This is a genomic window from Mesorhizobium jarvisii, assembly GCF_003601985.1.
GTDB lineage: Bacteria > Pseudomonadota > Alphaproteobacteria > Rhizobiales > Rhizobiaceae > Mesorhizobium > Mesorhizobium jarvisii.
On sequence record NZ_QZXA01000001.1, the window covers coordinates 217,003 to 230,882 of the forward strand.

General features: G+C 64.2%; 19 protein-coding genes. 8 read left to right on the forward strand and 11 right to left on the reverse strand.

The window, feature by feature from the left end; all coding sequences use genetic code 11:
- The 4 genes from D3242_RS01020 to D3242_RS01035 all read right to left on the reverse strand — a co-directional run bounded on the left by D3242_RS01020 (nucleotide 1) and on the right by D3242_RS01035 (nucleotide 3,010).
- The gene (locus D3242_RS01020) at nucleotides 1-438 is read right to left on the reverse strand and encodes a DUF1284 domain-containing protein (protein ID WP_064983053.1); all 438 of its coding nucleotides are present in this window, start codon (nucleotides 436-438) and stop codon (nucleotides 1-3) included.
- Entirely contained in the window at nucleotides 435-1,028 is a 594-nt protein-coding gene (locus tag D3242_RS01025) for a biotin transporter BioY (RefSeq protein ID WP_064983055.1), read from the reverse strand. The genes D3242_RS01020 and D3242_RS01025 overlap by 4 nt, the downstream gene beginning before the upstream one ends.
- A 187-nt stretch (nucleotides 1,029-1,215) precedes the next feature.
- Nucleotides 1,216-1,884 (reverse strand): GntR family transcriptional regulator, encoded by a 669-nt coding sequence (locus D3242_RS01030; RefSeq protein WP_019856938.1) that lies wholly within the window; start codon nucleotides 1,882-1,884, stop codon nucleotides 1,216-1,218.
- A 109-nt stretch (nucleotides 1,885-1,993) separates the two neighbouring features.
- Nucleotides 1,994-3,010, reverse strand: coding sequence for a polyprenyl synthetase family protein (locus D3242_RS01035; protein WP_019856937.1), 1,017 nt, complete (start codon nucleotides 3,008-3,010; stop codon nucleotides 1,994-1,996).
- Nucleotides 3,011-3,215: 205 nt separating this feature from the next.
- Here D3242_RS01035 and D3242_RS01040 point away from each other — a divergent pair, with 205 nt between their 5' ends.
- The 6 genes from D3242_RS01040 to moaB all read left to right on the forward strand — a co-directional run bounded on the left by D3242_RS01040 (nucleotide 3,216) and on the right by moaB (nucleotide 6,982).
- The gene (locus tag D3242_RS01040; protein ID WP_027041409.1) at nucleotides 3,216-3,440 is read left to right on the forward strand and encodes a putative signal transducing protein; all 225 of its coding nucleotides are present in this window, start codon (nucleotides 3,216-3,218) and stop codon (nucleotides 3,438-3,440) included.
- Nucleotides 3,440-4,255: a tRNA1(Val) (adenine(37)-N6)-methyltransferase gene (locus tag D3242_RS01045; RefSeq protein WP_064983057.1), complete on the forward strand. Its 816-nt coding sequence runs from the start codon at nucleotides 3,440-3,442 to the stop codon at nucleotides 4,253-4,255. The genes D3242_RS01040 and D3242_RS01045 overlap by 1 nt, the downstream gene beginning before the upstream one ends.
- A gap of 79 nt (nucleotides 4,256-4,334) precedes the next feature.
- Entirely contained in the window at nucleotides 4,335-5,195 is an 861-nt protein-coding gene (locus D3242_RS01050) for a S49 family peptidase (protein ID WP_019856934.1), read from the forward strand.
- Between the two features lie 140 nt (nucleotides 5,196-5,335).
- The gene (locus tag D3242_RS01055) at nucleotides 5,336-5,521 is read left to right on the forward strand and encodes a membrane protein (RefSeq protein WP_019856933.1); all 186 of its coding nucleotides are present in this window, start codon (nucleotides 5,336-5,338) and stop codon (nucleotides 5,519-5,521) included.
- Between the two features lie 26 nt (nucleotides 5,522-5,547).
- Nucleotides 5,548-6,435 carry a 4-(cytidine 5'-diphospho)-2-C-methyl-D-erythritol kinase gene (locus D3242_RS01060; RefSeq protein ID WP_064983058.1) on the forward strand — a complete coding sequence of 296 codons (888 nt, stop codon included), beginning with the start codon at nucleotides 5,548-5,550 and terminating at the stop codon, nucleotides 6,433-6,435.
- Nucleotide 6,436: 1 nt separating this feature from the next.
- A complete protein-coding gene (moaB, locus tag D3242_RS01065; RefSeq protein ID WP_064983060.1) occupies nucleotides 6,437-6,982 on the forward strand; it encodes a molybdenum cofactor biosynthesis protein B in 546 nt (181 codons plus the stop codon).
- A 31-nt stretch (nucleotides 6,983-7,013) separates the two neighbouring features.
- Here moaB and D3242_RS01070 read toward each other — a convergent pair whose 3' ends face one another.
- Together D3242_RS01070 and D3242_RS01075 are read right to left on the reverse strand one after the other, a co-directional pair.
- Nucleotides 7,014-7,988, reverse strand: a complete 975-nt coding sequence (locus tag D3242_RS01070; RefSeq protein ID WP_064983568.1) for a hypothetical protein — start codon at nucleotides 7,986-7,988, stop codon at nucleotides 7,014-7,016.
- A 145-nt stretch (nucleotides 7,989-8,133) separates the two neighbouring features.
- Nucleotides 8,134-8,661 (reverse strand): glycosyltransferase, encoded by a 528-nt coding sequence (locus tag D3242_RS01075; RefSeq protein ID WP_019856929.1) that lies wholly within the window; start codon nucleotides 8,659-8,661, stop codon nucleotides 8,134-8,136.
- Nucleotides 8,662-8,811: 150 nt separating this feature from the next.
- On the opposite strand from D3242_RS01075, the gene D3242_RS01080 reads away from it, so the two are divergent.
- Both D3242_RS01080 and D3242_RS01085 read left to right on the forward strand, forming a co-directional pair.
- Entirely contained in the window at nucleotides 8,812-9,966 is a 1,155-nt protein-coding gene (locus tag D3242_RS01080; RefSeq protein WP_027046604.1) for a PA0069 family radical SAM protein, read from the forward strand.
- A gap of 153 nt (nucleotides 9,967-10,119) precedes the next feature.
- Nucleotides 10,120-10,815 carry a ribonuclease HII gene (locus D3242_RS01085; protein WP_038645351.1) on the forward strand — a complete coding sequence of 232 codons (696 nt, stop codon included), beginning with the start codon at nucleotides 10,120-10,122 and terminating at the stop codon, nucleotides 10,813-10,815.
- Between the two features lie 122 nt (nucleotides 10,816-10,937).
- Here D3242_RS01085 and D3242_RS01090 read toward each other — a convergent pair whose 3' ends face one another.
- The 5 genes from D3242_RS01090 to D3242_RS01110 form a co-directional block, all read right to left on the reverse strand.
- Nucleotides 10,938-11,429 carry a F0F1 ATP synthase subunit B gene (locus tag D3242_RS01090; RefSeq protein WP_019856926.1) on the reverse strand — a complete coding sequence of 164 codons (492 nt, stop codon included), beginning with the start codon at nucleotides 11,427-11,429 and terminating at the stop codon, nucleotides 10,938-10,940.
- 10 nt (nucleotides 11,430-11,439) lie between these two features.
- On the reverse strand, nucleotides 11,440-12,039 hold the full coding sequence (locus tag D3242_RS01095; protein ID WP_064983061.1) for a F0F1 ATP synthase subunit B: 600 nt from the start codon (nucleotides 12,037-12,039) through the stop codon (nucleotides 11,440-11,442).
- A 67-nt stretch (nucleotides 12,040-12,106) separates the two neighbouring features.
- Entirely contained in the window at nucleotides 12,107-12,331 is a 225-nt protein-coding gene (locus D3242_RS01100; RefSeq protein ID WP_013896722.1) for a F0F1 ATP synthase subunit C, read from the reverse strand.
- A 76-nt stretch (nucleotides 12,332-12,407) separates the two neighbouring features.
- Nucleotides 12,408-13,166, reverse strand: coding sequence for a F0F1 ATP synthase subunit A (locus D3242_RS01105; protein WP_019856924.1), 759 nt, complete (start codon nucleotides 13,164-13,166; stop codon nucleotides 12,408-12,410).
- An 84-nt stretch (nucleotides 13,167-13,250) separates the two neighbouring features.
- On the reverse strand, nucleotides 13,251-13,658 hold the full coding sequence (locus D3242_RS01110; protein ID WP_064983063.1) for an AtpZ/AtpI family protein: 408 nt from the start codon (nucleotides 13,656-13,658) through the stop codon (nucleotides 13,251-13,253).
- Nucleotides 13,659-13,880 lie beyond the last annotated feature (222 nt).

Here is a 13,880-nt window from a genome sequence, read left to right on the forward strand (position 1 = left end):
TCAGTCCTGCACGATGGGCCGCCGCACCTTCGTCTCGGCAAAGCCGCCGGCCGCAATCGCGCCGCACAGCTCGCTCCACTCGCAGCCGCCGCAAGCCTTGCGCACGCCACCAACGGAGAACGCCTGTCGCAGCCGCGCCAGGATTGCCGCGTCGAGATCAAGGCGGACGCCGGGCTGGATTGGCAGGGCCAGAACATCCCCGACATCGCGTGCGGCAAGCCGGTCCCGTTCGACGACGCTCTCGTTGCGGCAATGCGGCTCCGGCCCGTCGAGCAAAGGCGCGCAGATGTCGTCAGGACCGGAAACGAGGAGGATGTCCTCGCCCCCGCTCAGGCGCTCCGCGATCACGTCATAATTAACGGTGAAGGCGGGGCTGTATCCCTTGCCCACATAGGTGAGCAGGCAAAGGAGATGATGGGCGCGCAGCCTGATCGTCACGGAGTGGCCGGCTTCGCCTTGCCGCCGCGAAGTGCCATCAGAGTCGCCGCACCAAGCGCCGACTTCAGCAAGCCGCCGACAATAAAGGGCACGAAGCCGAAGGTGATGGCCTTCTCAGTGCCGATCATGACGGCAAGCCATGCGGTACCGAGCACCAGGCAGGCAAGATTGCCGAGCAGCATGGCGGCAAAGGCAAGCACCACCCTGTTGCCGTTCCAGCCGCGTTCGGCCAGCCAGCCGACCAGGGCGCCGGTGATCGGGAAGGCGAAGAGATAGCCGCCGGTCGGCCCGACGAAATGCGCGACGCCGGCGGCACCTCCAGCCAGCACCGGAAAGCCGGCAGCGCCCTCGACAAGCCATGCCGCGATAGTGACCGCGCCAAGCCGCCAGCCATAGAGCGCACCGATCAGCGTCACCGCGAAGGTCTGCATGGTTACGGGAACCGGCACCATCGGCACTTCGATGTAGGAAGACAGCGCCAGGAACAGGGTGCCAAGCACGACGGCTCCGACCTGCCAGGCGAGCGAGCGGTCCTGAAGCCGAAGCGGGCTGAAGGACGGCTTGCGGGGCGTGAATGCGATGTCTGTCATGAGGGTCCCTTCGGTCGATTTGAAATTATAGATAATTTCTATTTTCGATCTATTATCGAATCCACATTTCTCGCGACATAGCAAGCCTTCCCACGACAAAGAGCGTCTGAACTGCGTCGCGATGTGCTTCGGGCCATTGCTTTGTGGATGTCGCCCCAAATTGAGGGCCACTTTTGGGTGACAGGCATCAACCAACGATCGCGAAGGCTTCACGCGTCGCGCCGGACGCCGTCTTGACCGGCTTGCGGCCAATCCACTGGACATGCCGACCCAATGTCGCCGCGGCCGATTCGGTATTTCCCTGCCGCAAGGCGGTCAGGATCGCCCGATGGTCCTGATCGGTACGCGTTTCCCACTCCGATCGCCATGCCGCGAAAAGGAAGCGGGCGCTGGCCGCATGCAGATCGTCGATGGTGGCGAGCAGGCGCGGCATGCCGCACGGCGCCAGGATCAGCCGGTGAAAGTCGCGGTTGGCTTCCTCCCAGGATCGGACGTCGCGGGACTTGTCGCCTGCCTTGGTCGCCTCCTCGGCGAGATCGAGAATGGCTGACGTCAGATGCGGCGCGGCGTGGCGCAGTGCCAGCACTTCGAGGGCGGCCCGCATTTCGGCGACCTCCTTGACCTCGCCGAGATCAAAAGCCGCGACGCGCACGCCGCGGCGCGGTTCGCTGACGGCCAGGCCTTGCGCCTCCAGACGGCGGAAGGCCTCGCGCACCGGAACATGGCTGGTGTTGAATTCCTCGGCGACATGATCCTGGCGCAGCCGCGCTCCAGGCTCGATCGCGCCCGAGATGATGCGGTCCGCCAGCGCCTTGCTGATGCGCACCGCGATGGTGTCGTCCGTGCCCTTTGCCATGTTTTATAGATAATTTGCGGCAAGGCACCTTGTCGAGACGGCGAAGCCGTGTTCGCCAAGGTTCTCCCCAGTACAAAGCGAGGGGAAATTCGGCGAAAGGTCGGCCTTCTCAGTTCACCCGGCTGATGCAGAAATCGATGACGTCGATCAGCGCCGATTTCTGCGGCGTTTCTTCGAGCGGCGCCAGAGCGTCGCGGGCGATCTCGCCGAAATGACGGGCGCGGCCGATCGTGTCGGCGATGGCGCCGTGACGAGTCATCAGGCCGATCGCCTTTTCCAGACCCGCGTCGTCGACGACATTGTCCTCGATGGCGCGCTTCCAGAAGGTGCGCTCGGCCTTGGTGCCGCGCCGGTAGGCGAGGATGACCGGCAGGGTCACCTTGCCCTCCCGGAAATCGTCGCCGACATTCTTGCCCAAATCCTTGCTGGTGCCGCCATAATCCAGCGCATCGTCGATGAGCTGGAAGGCGAGCCCGAGATTCATGCCGTAAGAGCGCAGTGCAGCGCGATCATTACGCGTTGCCTGGGCGATGACCGGTCCAACTTCGGCGGCGGCCGAAAACAGCGCAGCTGTCTTGGCCTTGATGACGGCGAAGTGCTCGTCCTCGGTGGTTTCAAGGTTCTTGGCGGCGGCGAGCTGCATGACCTCGCCCTCGGCGATGATCGAGGCGGCGCTCGACAGGATGTCGAGCGCTTCGAGCGAGCCGACATCGACCATCATGCGGAAGGCCTGGCCAAGCAGGAAATCGCCGACCAGCACGCTTGCCTGGTTGCCCCAGATCATGCGGGCGGTCTTCTTGCCACGGCGCATGCCGCTCTCGTCGACGACGTCGTCGTGCAGCAAAGTCGCGGTGTGCATGAACTCGACCGAGGTGGCGAGTTTGACATGGCCTTCGCCGGCATAGCCGAACATCTGCGCGGCGGCGAGCGTCAGCATCGGCCTGAGCCGCTTGCCACCGGACGAGATCAGATGGTTGGCGACCTCCGGAATCATCTCGACGTCGGAGCCGGCCTTGGACAGGATCAATTCGTTGACGCGTCCCATATCGGCCGCCGTCAGATCGATCAGATCCTTGATGGAGGCGGGCTCCCGCTTCCCGTTTTCGATGTTGAGAACGACACCCACGACAATCACTCCCGTCTTGTTGTAACGCGTGCGACGGCACCCTTAATCCCTATCCAGACTCTAGGGCGGCGGACACGGCCACGGCAAGTGGCGAATTGGCGCGGCGCCGGCGACAGCCTGTCAACCGGCACGGGAGGGAGCGAGGCTCCGCCACGGAAATCCCCTGCCCGTTTACATCAATGACGCAAACTGCGAGTTTCATATGATGATAGAACTTGTCCGTACCAACGATGCCGTGATCATCTCCTTCGTCGAATCGCTGATGCGCGACGCCGGTATCGCCTGCTTTGTCGCCGATCAGAATATGAGCATTCTCGAAGGGTCGATCGGTCTTTTGCAGAAGCGCGTCATGGTCGACGCCGACCAGGCCGATGCCGCACGTCGCATCCTCAGGGATGCCGGCATCGCCAACGAGATCCGCACAAAATAATGTCGGCCGCGCCAGCCGCCCCTGCCCTTGACACCCTTGGCCCGGACACGCCGGCCCATACGGTCGATGCCTTCCATCGCGGCCGGTTCTGGCTGGTGCAGCCCAAGCATGGCGGCCACCGCGCCGGCATGGATGCGATGATGCTTGCGGCATCGGTGCCGTCCGTCTTTGGCGGACGTCTCGCCGATTTCGGCGCCGGCGCCGGCGCTGCCGGCCTGGCGGTGCTGTCGCGCTGCCCGGCTGCCCAGGCCGTTCTGGTCGAACGCGCGCCGGAAATGGCCGCCTTCGCATCGGCCACCCTTGCTCACCCCGGCAATGCGCATCTCAGCGATCGCGCATCCGTGCTCGTCGCCGACGTCACGGTTTCAGGCCAGGCCCGGGTGGCGGTCGGTCTGGCCGACAATGATTTCGACTTCGTCATCATGAACCCGCCTTTCAACGCCGCCCGGGACCGCGCCACGCCGGACCGGCTGCGAAAGGAAGCCCATGTCATGGAGGACGGGCTGTTCGAAAGCTGGATCCGCAGTGCGGCGGCGGTGGTCAGGCCGCGCGGCGGGCTTGCCGTCATCGCGCGTCCCGAACAGCTCGGCGCCATTCTCGACGCGATGTCGGGCCGTTTCGGCGATGCCGAGATGCTGGCCGTGCACCCTCGCCCCGACGCAGCGGCGATCCGTATCATCGTGCGGGCAGCGCTCGGCGCGCGGGGAAAGCTCGCCATCCGTCCGCCTTTGATGCTCCACGCGCGATCGGGCAACGGCCCCGACGAGCGAGGCGAAATGATTGCCAACGGTCTCGCCTCGCTGTTTGAAGATTGAGCTATTCCTGGCCGCCGCATTGCCGTTGGCCGGGAAATCCCTACATGCCTGCAACCCATCGACCGGAGACCGCGCCCTCGTGAAACGCCTTTTCAACCGCCTGCTGCCGAAATCCTGGCGCTCCACCGTCGTCACCATTCCGGTCATCCGGCTGCACGGCACGATCATGGCCGGCGGTCAGTTCCGGCAGAATCTGTCGCTGGCCTCGACGGCCGGCCTCATCGAAAAGGCGTTTTCCTTCGATGCGCCGGCGGTCGCCATCTCGATCAATTCGCCCGGCGGCTCGCCGGTGCAGTCGCGGCTGATCTTCAAGCGCATCCGCGACCTGGCGGTTGAAAAGAACAAAAAGGTGCTGATCTTCGTCGAGGATGTCGCGGCCTCGGGCGGCTACATGATCGCGGTCGCCGGCGACGAGATTTTTGCCGATCCTTCCTCCATCGTCGGCTCCATCGGCGTGGTCTCGGCCTCGTTCGGCTTTCCCGAACTGATGAAGAAGATCGGCGTCGAACGCCGTGTCCACACCGCCGGCCAGAACAAGGCGGTGCTCGATCCGTTCAAGCCCGAGAAGAAGGAGGACGTCGAGCGGCTGAAGGCGCTGCAGCTGGAGGTGCATGAAACCTTCATCGATCTGGTCAAGGAGCGGCGCGGCACTAAGCTGAAGGACGATCCAGATCTGTTCACCGGCCTGTTCTGGACCGGCAAGAAGGGTCTGGAGCTCGGCCTCGTCGATGCGCTCGGCGACATGCGCACGGTGCTGAAGACCCGGTTCGGCGCGAAGACCCAGCTCAGGCTGATCACCGCGCCGCGCGGTTTCCTCGGCCGTTTCGGCCTGTTCGGCTCGAGCAAGGGCTTTTCAGCGCCCGATATCGCCGCCGCTGCCGCCAGCGGCGTCATCGATGCGGCGGAAGAGCGCGCATTGTGGGCTCGCTTCGGGCTTTGAAAACCGCGCAAAAGCGTCTAGCATGAAGGTTTGAAGTCCTATGCATGCCGTTTTCCCAAAACCGGACACAGTTTTGGGCGACATGCATCAACCGACCCGACCGGCCGCCTTCGCCGGCCCAGCGTGGTAGGAGTTGTGACATGCCGCAGATCATCTTCTTCGCCGTCGTTGGCGCCGCCGCCTATTTCGGCTACCGCACCTTCATCCGGGAAGCGGAGCGTGTGACGGCCAAGGTACGGCGCACCGAAAAGCAGGCGGCCAATGGCGCGATGGGAACGCTGGTCAAGGACCCGAAGACCGGCGAATACCGGCTGGCCAAGGACTGAGCATCATCCCCCATACGACTGACGCCGTGGACACCGAGATCGGTTCGCGCACCTGGCACGCGCACGCCAAGATCAATCTGGCGCTGCATGTCACCGGCAGGCGTGCTGACGGCTATCACCTGATCGAAAGCCTGGCGGTGTTCACGCGCTTCGGCGACAGGGTCGAGATCGCGCTCGCCGATAGCGACGATTTCGCCGTGTCCGGCCGCTACGCGCCAGCGGTTCCCGTCGACGCCAGCAATCTTGTGCTCAAGGCGCGCGATGCCTTGCGGCGAGAGGTTGGCTCCGGGCGAACTCCGCCCGTCTCGATAAAGCTGGAAAAGAACCTGCCGGTTGCCTCCGGCGTCGGCGGCGGGTCGAGCGATGCGGCGGCCGTGTTGCGCGGACTGGCGCAGGCATGGGCCCCGGACATGGACGACGCCGGCCTGGCGCGGATCGGCCTTTCGCTTGGCGCCGACGTGCCGATGTGTCTGGCGGCAAAGCCGCTGGTGGCGCGCGGCATTGGTGACGAGCTGTCGATGGTGCCGGACTTTTCGGCGCTGGGACTGGTGCTGGTCAATCCGGGCACGCCGGTCTCGACGGCGGATGTCTTCGCGGCCCTGTCCCGCCGCGACAACGAGCCCCTGCCGCCGCTGCCGCGCAGCATCGATTTCCATAGCCTGCGCAACTGGCTGGAGATTACCCGCAATGATCTGGAGCCAGCTGCGCTTGCGCTGCAGCCCGCCATAGGCCGCGCGCTGTCATGGCTTGATAAGGCCGGATCAGGCTTTTCACGCATGTCGGGATCAGGCGCGACCTGTTTCGGCCTGTTCGAGACCGGCAATGTCGCCAAGCGCGCGGCGGCCGAAATCCGCAGCCGCCAGCCCGACTGGTTCGTCGCGGCGACGCGCAGCATGTCATCGGAGGCTGAGTGAAATGGCTGGGATCAACGAGAGCCGTTCGTTCGTTCCGGTGCGTATCGCGGTGCTGACGGTTTCGGACACGCGCAGCCTTGCCGACGACAAATCCGGCCAGACGCTGGCCAACCGCATCACCGAGGCCGGCCACATACTGGCCGCCCGCGATATCGTCACCGACGACCGCGACAAAATCCGCCATACGGTGCTGGCGTGGTCGCGCGACAAGGCCATCGATGTCGTCATCACCACCGGCGGCACCGGCTTTACCGGGCGCGACGTGACCCCGGAGGCGCTGGAGCCGATCTTCGAAAAGCGCATGGATGGCTTTTCCGAAGTGTTCCACCGCATTTCCTACGACAAGATCGGCACGTCGACGATCCAGAGCCGGGCAACCGGCGGCGTCGTCAACGCCACTTTCGTCTTCGTGCTGCCGGGCTCGCCCGGCGCCTGCAAGGATGCCTGGGACGGCATCCTCAAGGCGCAGCTCGACTACCGCCACATGCCCTGCAACTTCGTCGAGATCATGCCGCGCCTGGACGAGCATCTGCGGCGCGGGAAGTAATACGCGGAATTGCGCTTCCAACAGTCCGCCCTCAGCGGATGACCGGTTCACCATGAAAGCGCCGGCGCGAGGGGCGTGAGACGCCGAAGCCGACTTCCATCATCAGCCTCGGCGTGCGCGCCGGCACGGTGCCCATGTGGAAGCCGAACGGATCCTCGACGAAGCCGAGGCCGGCTTCGCCGGTCAGCGTTACCGGACTTTGCTCGCCATAGACGTCCAGCACCTCCTGGGCGGGATGGCCGACCAACAGGGTGAGCTGGTGCTTGATGGCGCGGCGCCTGTGGCTGCCCCTGACATAGACATGCGGCCCGGTGTCGGCGTCGACCGGCTTGAGGTAGAAGAAGAACTTCAGCATGCGCCAGTCGTCGAGGTCGAAGTGATACTTGCCGAGCGAGGCAAGGTTCTTGTCGGCGTCTGAGGCTTCGCCGGTCGGAAAGCTCCACCAGACGCGCGTCGTGATCAGTTTCGCCTGAGCGCCGAGATAGTGCGCGGCAATGTCGAGAAGCAGCGGATCGCGCTGTACGGCGAGTGCGGCCGGGCAGTCGAGGATGCGCTCGAAATAGTGCCCGCTGAGCAGAGAGCGGCCGAGGCGTTTTTCGGCCTGCGCATGCTCGCCCGGCATGAATTCGAGACGGCGGTCGAAATTGCCGAAGCAAGGCGTGCGCCCCGCGAAATCCGCGATCTCTTCATGGATCTCCGAAGGCAGGGCGAGGCCTGAAAACAGGCCGTCGGAACGCAGCGCATCGACCACAGCCGCCCGCGCGACACCGGAAAACATCGTATCCCCGATATTGTTCGCAGGACGCGCGCGCTTTGCGCCCAGCCAATGCATCCGGCGCCCAGGCATGGTGCGCGCCAGCATGAACATCGGCAGCCAGGCAGGGTTTTCGCGCAGGTCCGTGAGATAGGTCGGAATGCGCACGGCAATGCGCCGCAGCAGGCTGCCGTTGCGCGCAATGGCCTCGAGACTGGCGGCTCCGGATTTATCGGGCGTTGAAAGGGTCATCGAGTCCTCTTCCATGAGGGTGACATCCGATGCCGCATCGGTGCCCACCACTCGCATGACCCAAACCCAATTCACCCGCCGCGAGGAAAGCTAATCTTACGTCGCATTTTGTGCAACGCACAATGAACAGAGCAGATGCAAAAAATCACTTCGGCGCCCGGGGCTGCTGCTTGGGCGGCGCCACCCAGATCTCGGCTTCGAGCTTCTTCGTCGCCAGGCCACGCGCCAGCGCCTCGGCGCTGCCGGCGTTTTTCGACAGGGACGCCGCCTGGCGCTTGCTGATCACCAGCCCGTCGGCGAGCGCGCGGTTTCCCGAAAAGACCCGGGCGAGGAACGGCGCGCGGCTGCCGCGCGCGCGAGAAAACCGTGCCGCCATGGTTTGCCTCGCCGTGTGGGCGACGACCGCGTCGATCCAGCCCTCCACCAGCCGCGCGCCCGGCTCCAGCAAGAGCAGCCAATCGCCCTTGGCCTGCCTTATCCCGGCGGCGATGCCGCCGCTTGCTACGTAGTGGCAGCCAGCATGCTCGGCGACATGATGCGTCTGGTCGGTGGAGCCGGTGTCGCAGACGATGACGTCGCGCACCACGCCCTCCACCGCGCCGCCGATCAGCGAGCCGAGCGTACGGGCGAGAGCCTCCTCGTCATTGCGGGTTTCGATGAGAACACTGAGCATATTTAGCCGAATAGCGGAAAGCCGCGCATAGCGCCAGTTTTTGCGGCGCAGCATAAAAAGTTCTTGCTTTGTTCTCATCGGCAAAATAGGAATAATTTCATGAACAGAGCGATTCGAAACAACATGGACAGTCCCTGGGAGCGGGCCAAGATGGAACCGATCGTGCGCGCCGACATTGCAGCCTTCGGGGCAGGGCGAGCCGAAATGGCCAATGCGATGATCGAGCAGAGTGGCATGCGCATCCGTCCGGACCGCAACCGCGGACGGTCGGCGGGCATCAATCCGTCCGGCCGCTTCGAACCGGTCAGCCGGCATGTGTTCGACGATGGCTGGAGTTCGCTGGAGGAACTGCCGCCGTTCAAGACCGAGGTGCAGGTGGAGAAGCCGCGCACCATCATCACCCGCAACGAATCGCCCGACATCTCCTTCGACCGGTCGATCAACCCCTATCGCGGCTGTGAACATGGCTGCGTCTATTGTTTCGCGCGGCCGACGCATGCGTTCATGGGCCTTTCGCCCGGGCTGGATTTCGAATCCAAGCTGTTCGCCAAGCCGGATGCGGCGCGGCTGCTCGACAAGGAACTATCCAAGGACGGCTACCAGCCGCGCACCATCGCCATCGGCACCAACACCGATCCCTACCAGCCGATCGAGAAACAGTACCGGATCATGCGCGAGATCCTGGAAGTGCTGGAAGCGCGCGGCCATCCGGTCGGCATCGTCACCAAATCCGCTCTGGTGACGCGCGACATCGACATATTGTCGCGCATGGCCGAACGCGGCCTGGCCAAGGTGGCGCTGTCGGTGACGACAATGGACCGCATACTGGCCAGGACGATGGAGCCCCGCGCGTCGACGCCGACCAAGCGGCTCGAAGCGATCCGGCAGCTTTCTGACGCCGGCATTCCGGCTTCGGTCATGGTGGCGCCGATCATCCCCGGCCTCACCGACCAGGAGATGGAGCGGATCCTCGATTCGGCGTACGCCGCCGGTGCGCGCGAGGCAGGTTACGTCGTGCTGCGTCTGCCGCTGGAGGTCAGCCCGATCTTCAAGGACTGGCTGCTGCGCCACTATCCCGACCGTTACCGCCACGTGATGTCGCTGATCCGCTCGATGCGCGACGGCAAGGATTACGATTCGGAATGGGGCAAGCGCATGAAGGGCGCTGGACCCTACGCCTGGCAGATCGGCCGCCGCTTCGAAATCACCGCCAAACGGCTTGGCCTCAATACCGAACGGCGCACGCTGCGCACCGACCAGTTCGTCGCCGCCGGAAAGGACCAGGAGCAGCTGATGCTGCTGTGAGACTGCAATTCGCCGCGGCGGTTTGAGCTGCCACGGCGCACAAAATCCCGTCCGGCCTGCCCCGGCCTGCAGACGGTGCCCTCCCGGTCCGGCGCCCCACCCGACCCGGAGGGACTTGCGGAGAATCGGAGCCAATGCGAACCTCGCCGCAACATGGCTCGCGCGCGTTCCGATTCTCCGCTTCTCTTCGAAATCGTCGAGAAACCCGATTTCTCCTTCGAAACGAAGGCGATGGCGGATGGGCTTTGGCCGGTCGCCGGGATGGACGAGGCTGGCCGAGGGCCGCTGGCTGGACCGGTGGTCGCGGCAGCGGTGGTGCTCGACCCAGCCAACATCCCCGAAGGCCTCGACGATTCCAAACGGCTCAGCCATTTGCAGCGCGAGGCGCTGTTCCTGCGCATCCTCGGCTCCGCACAAGCGGTCTCGATGGCCTCGATCAGCGCCGAGGGCATCGACGGCAGCAACATCCTCAAGGCGAGCCTCGAGGCGATGCGCCGCGCTTTGGTTGGGCTGTCGGTTCGCCCGAAGCTAGCGCTTGCCGACGGCCGCGACGTGCCGCCTGGACTGCCGTGCGACGGACGCGCCTTGATCAAGGGCGACCAGCGCTCGCAATCGATCGCCGCCGCCTCCATCGTCGCCAAGGTGATGCGCGACCGCATGATGTGCGGCTGCGGCAGCTACCACGACCGCTACGGCTTCGAGGTCCATATGGGCTATGCCACGGCCCGCCACCGCACGGCGATCGAGGCGCATGGCCCGGTTGCACGGCTGCACCGCGTGTCGTTCGCGCCGTTCAGGCTGGGCGGGGCGGAAGTGACCGAAGAAGAGAGCTTCGCAGAGCTCGATTGAGCAAACTGGCCGAGTGGGCGATCTCCGCTCTCGTTCGGAGATCGATAGCGTTGACCTCAGCGCTGAAACAAAAAAGCCGCCAGGTTGCCCCGGCGGCTTTCTGATTTCCAAATGTTGTCAGCCTAGTTCAGCTTGGCCTTCACATCCGCGAGCGAAGCCTTGAACAGGTCGGCTCCGGCCTTGACGTCGACCTTCGCGGCGAGCAGCGCGCGGGCGGCTTCGACGGCGATGTCGACGGCACTGGCGCGCACCTCGGCGACCGCGTCACGCTCGGCCTGACCGATCTTCTGCTCGGCAAGTGCCGTGCGCCGGGCAACATAGTCTTCGGTCTTCTTGTGTGCTTCGGTGGCGAGCATTTCGGCCTCGCGCTTGGCGGCCGCGACGATGTCGGCAGCCTCCTGCTCGGCTTCCTTGCGCTTCTTCTTGTACTGGCCGAGCAGTTGCTGGGCCTCGTCGCGCAGTTTGCGGGCCTCATCGAGTTCGCTGCTGATCCTGGCAGCGCGGGCGTCGAGCGCCTTGGCGATAAGACCGGGCACCTTGATGTAGATGGCGACGCCCAGGAAGATGATCAGGGCAATCGTGGCCCAAAGCGTTGCGAGAGATGTAGCGTCCATGATGCGCTCCTCACCGGGCCACGGATTTGACCGCGGCCGCGATCTCGGCCTTGCTGGCCTTGCCGCCGACCAGGGCCTCGACGATCGCCGAAGCAGTGTCCTCGGCGATGCTGCCGACTTCCTTCATGGCGTTGGCCTTGATGGAAGAAATGCGCGCCTCGGCTTCGCCAAGCTTCTCGTCGAGCGCGGCCTCGATCTTCTTGCGTGCGGTCTCCGCTTCCGCCTTGGCAGCATCGGCGGCCTGCTGGCCGATCGAGCTGGCGTTCTTCTTGGCTTCCGCCAGTTCCTGCTCGTAGGCAGCAACGGCGGCGTCGGCCTCGCCCTTCAACTTCGCTGCCTGATCGAGGTCCTGGCTGATGCGATCGTTGCGGACATCGATGATGCCGCCGACGCGCGGCACCACGACCCGCTTCAGGAAGAGGTAGAACAGCCCGAAAGTGATCGCCAGCCACAGAAGCTGCGACGGGAAGGTCGCAGGATCGAAGGGCGGAAATGCGCCATGCGCTTCGGCAGGCACGCCGGTACCGGAGTGCGTATCGGCTCCGATCGCAGCATGGCTGGTATCGGCTGATGGCGCGGACTCTTGCGCGAAGGCAGATGTCACGAACATAGACTATCCCCAGATATCAGGCCCGCCGCTCGCGCGGCCGGCCTGTCCAATCTTCCCAAAGCCTGGCTCAGCCGAACAGGGCCAGCAGCGCGATGAGAAGCGAGAAGATGCCCAGAGCTTCGGTCACGGCGAAGCCGAAGATCAGGCGGCCGAACTGGCCATCAGCAGCCGACGGGTTGCGCAGCGCGCCCGACAGGTAGCTGCCGAAGATGTTGCCCAGGCCAATGCCCGCGCCACCCATGCCCAGGCAAGCGATGCCGGCGCCGATGTACTTTGCTGCTTCTGCGTCCATTTGTTCAACTCCTTTGGATCTGAAATTCCGTTGCGTTTCCATCCGGCGCCGACGTCGTTGGGCCGGAAACTTTTCCTCAATGCCCGGGATGCAGGGCGTCGTTGAGATACATGCAGGTCAACACCGCGAAGACGTAGGCCTGCAGGAAGGCGACCAGCAATTCAAGCGCCGTCAGCGCCACCGCCATGGCCAGCGGCAGGACCGAGCCCGCGACGCCGACCGCGCCGAGAGCGGAAAGGCTGACGACGAAGCCCGAAAACACCTTCAGCGTGATGTGACCGGCAAGCATGTTGGCGAACAGACGAACCGAGAGGCTGACCGGCCGCGAGACGAAGGAGATGACTTCGATCAGCACCACCAGCGGCAGCAAGAACACCGGCACGCCATGCGGCACGAAGAGTTTCAGGAAGCCGAGACCGTGCTTCATGAAGCCATAGACCACCACGGTTCCGATCACCAAGGCGGCGAGGCCGAAGGTGACGATGATGTGGCTGGTGACGGTGAAGAAATAGGGGAACAGGCCGAGCAGATTGGCGACCAGCACGAACATGAACAGCGAGAACACGAAAGGGAAGAACTTCATGCCCTGCGTGCCGGCGGCATCGCGCAGCATGTTGCCGACGAATTCATATGCCATCTCGGAGATCGACTGCAGGCGGCCGGGAACCAGGCTGCGGCTCGATGTCGTGAGGAACAGGAACGCGGCAGCGACGACCACGGTCGCGACCATGAACAATGCCGAATTCGTGAAGGACAGGTCGTAGCCGCCGATGTTAATCGGAACCAGCTTGATGATATGGAACTGGTGGATCGGATCGACCTTGTCAGCTGCCACGTTCTAACCCCGTCAATGCCGCGTACGGCCAAATTACCATTGCCGCACGAGGGCGGCTATTTCCGAATGCCGCCTGAAGGGCGGTCATTTGCTGTCGTCCCGGCCAGAGCGCGATTTATCGCCCTGTCCGAATTCTGCCACAACGCCCGCTGAACGCATGACATTGAGCACGCCGGCGCCAAAACCAAGCAGCAGGAAAACGATCAGACCCCACGGCGATGTCCCCGCCATACGGTCGATGATCCAGCCGATGCCGGCGCCCACCACCACACCAGCGATAAATTCACTGGAGAGTTTGACCGCCTGGCCATAACCGGCCGCACTGCCCGCTTTCGCGTCGTCTTTCCCCTCGAGCCGGTTCGGCCGCCTTGTCGCAAGTGATGCTTCAAGTTCACGCCGACGTCGCTCAAGATCGTCGTCGCGGATGCCGGTTTCATGCTGCTTGCCGCGGCCGGTTTCTCCGGTTCCGTCTGGCCCATTCTTGTCGGCCATCGCAACCCCCCTGCCCGGTCAGACCGTCACCGTCCGTCCGCTTCTAAAGTCGCCGGCAACATAGTTAGAGGGTTTGCGCCCGTCAAGCCACGGGCGGAAGATCATTGCCATGTATTTTAGGCAATAAAATCAACAAATTAGAGAGGTGCGACATCGTGCCCGTCGCGATGATGTGGATGCGCCGCACGAATCCCCCCGGCAACGGCTCCCTGATCGAGCCTG

What these genes read in the sequence shown, in the direction of transcription:
- D3242_RS01025 (WP_064983055.1), bottom strand. Translation starts at nt 1,028, where the DNA reads ATGACAGACATCGCATTCACGCCCCGCAAGCCGTCCTTCAGCCCGCTT.
- D3242_RS01045 (WP_064983057.1), top strand. Translation starts at nt 3,440, where the DNA reads ATGTCGGCCGCGCCAGCCGCCCCTGCCCTTGACACCCTTGGCCCGGAC.
- D3242_RS01090 (WP_019856926.1), bottom strand. Translation starts at nt 11,429, where the DNA reads ATGGACGCTACATCTCTCGCAACGCTTTGGGCCACGATTGCCCTGATC.
- D3242_RS01030 (WP_019856938.1), bottom strand. Translation starts at nt 1,884, where the DNA reads ATGGCAAAGGGCACGGACGACACCATCGCGGTGCGCATCAGCAAGGCG.
- D3242_RS01095 (WP_064983061.1), bottom strand. Translation starts at nt 12,039, where the DNA reads ATGTTCGTGACATCTGCCTTCGCGCAAGAGTCCGCGCCATCAGCCGAT.
- D3242_RS01110 (WP_064983063.1), bottom strand. Translation starts at nt 13,658, where the DNA reads ATGGCCGACAAGAATGGGCCAGACGGAACCGGAGAAACCGGCCGCGGC.
- D3242_RS01080 (WP_027046604.1), top strand. Translation starts at nt 8,812, where the DNA reads ATGGAACCGATCGTGCGCGCCGACATTGCAGCCTTCGGGGCAGGGCGA.
- D3242_RS01075 (WP_019856929.1), bottom strand. Translation starts at nt 8,661, where the DNA reads ATGCTCAGTGTTCTCATCGAAACCCGCAATGACGAGGAGGCTCTCGCC.
- D3242_RS01070 (WP_064983568.1), bottom strand. Translation starts at nt 7,988, where the DNA reads ATGACCCTTTCAACGCCCGATAAATCCGGAGCCGCCAGTCTCGAGGCC.
- D3242_RS01040 (WP_027041409.1), top strand. Translation starts at nt 3,216, where the DNA reads ATGATAGAACTTGTCCGTACCAACGATGCCGTGATCATCTCCTTCGTC.
- D3242_RS01100 (WP_013896722.1), bottom strand. Translation starts at nt 12,331, where the DNA reads ATGGACGCAGAAGCAGCAAAGTACATCGGCGCCGGCATCGCTTGCCTG.
- D3242_RS01055 (WP_019856933.1), top strand. Translation starts at nt 5,336, where the DNA reads ATGCCGCAGATCATCTTCTTCGCCGTCGTTGGCGCCGCCGCCTATTTC.
- D3242_RS01085 (WP_038645351.1), top strand. Translation starts at nt 10,120, where the DNA reads ATGGCTCGCGCGCGTTCCGATTCTCCGCTTCTCTTCGAAATCGTCGAG.
- moaB (WP_064983060.1), top strand. Translation starts at nt 6,437, where the DNA reads ATGGCTGGGATCAACGAGAGCCGTTCGTTCGTTCCGGTGCGTATCGCG.